Annotated in this window: 1 protein-coding gene; it reads left to right on the top strand. The window is 71.9% G+C overall.

Going from position 1 to position 1,199, the window contains the following annotated elements:
• Positions 1-1,199: DUF6049 family protein (locus CCN29_RS31530; protein WP_442538595.1), on the top strand; the 1,199-nt coding region annotated here is incomplete at both ends.

Genomic DNA, 1,199 nt, shown 5'->3' on the forward strand with positions numbered 1-1,199 from the left:
TGGCTGCGGCGTACCGGTGCCGTGCTCGCGGGCACCCCCCTCCTGGCCGGACTTCTCCAGCTGCCCGCGGCGTCCCCCGTGGAAGCCGCGGCCCCGGCCGCGCCGAAGGCCGCCTCCGACGACGGCTCCGTGGCCGTCTCCGTGGACTCCCTCACACCCGGCGCCCCCGCCGAGGGCGACACCGTCACCGTCACCGGGACGGTCACCAACACGGGCAAGAAGGCCGTCACCAAGGCCGCCGTCGGGCTCCGGGTGGGACCCCTGATGGACACCCGCTCGAGCATCGACACGGTCGCCAAGAACTCCGGTGACGTCGACGGCCCCGTCGGGTCGGAGATCGACGACAAGTACTCCGAGAAGTTCTCCAAGCTCGCTCCCGGCGTCTCGCAGCCCTACACGCTCTCCGTGCCGGCCGACGAGCTGGACCTCGGCCAGGACGGCGTCTACGACCTCTCCGTCACCCTCACCGGCGAGACCTCCGACCAGCCGTGGGAGCAGACGCTCGGTGTCCGCCACACGTTCCTGCCCTGGCAGCCGGACGAGGCGGACACCAAGACCAGGACGACGTTCATGTGGCCGCTCATCTCCACCGTCCACATGACGGCGGAGACCGGCTCGGACGAGGAGCAGACGCCTGTCTTCCTCGACGACGAGCTCGCCGCGGAGATCTCGCCGGGCGGCCGCCTCGACCGGATGGTCGCCCTCGGCAGGGACCTCGACGTCACCTGGGTGATCGACCCGGACCTGCTCGCCTCGGTGGAGGCGATGACCACCCGCTACGAGATCCCCGGCGAGAACGCGGACGACAAGAACGCCGTGGGCGGCCACCAGGAGGTCGCCAAGCGCTGGCTCACCGAGGTGCAGAGGGCGGTGGCGGACAAGGAGGTCGTCGCGTTGCCGTTCGGCGACCCCGACCTGGCCTCGCTCGCCCACCACGGCACGTCGGTCACCGGCTCGCTGCGCCACCTCAAGGAGGCCACCGACGTCGCTTCCGGCACCGTCGAGTCGATCCTGCACGTCAAGCCCAGCACGGACTTCGCCTGGCCCGTCGAGGGCGCGGTCGACCCCTCCATCGTGAAGGTCTCCACCTCGGCCGGCGCCGACAAGGTGATCGCCCGCGGGGACACCTTCGAGGGCGGGCGCGACCTGACCTACACGCCCACCGCGCCCCGGCCCATCGGCGGCGGCACCACCGCCGT

The organism is Streptomyces pseudogriseolus (genome assembly GCA_002154585.1).
Taxonomy (GTDB): domain Bacteria; phylum Actinomycetota; class Actinomycetes; order Streptomycetales; family Streptomycetaceae; genus Streptomyces; species Streptomyces pseudogriseolus.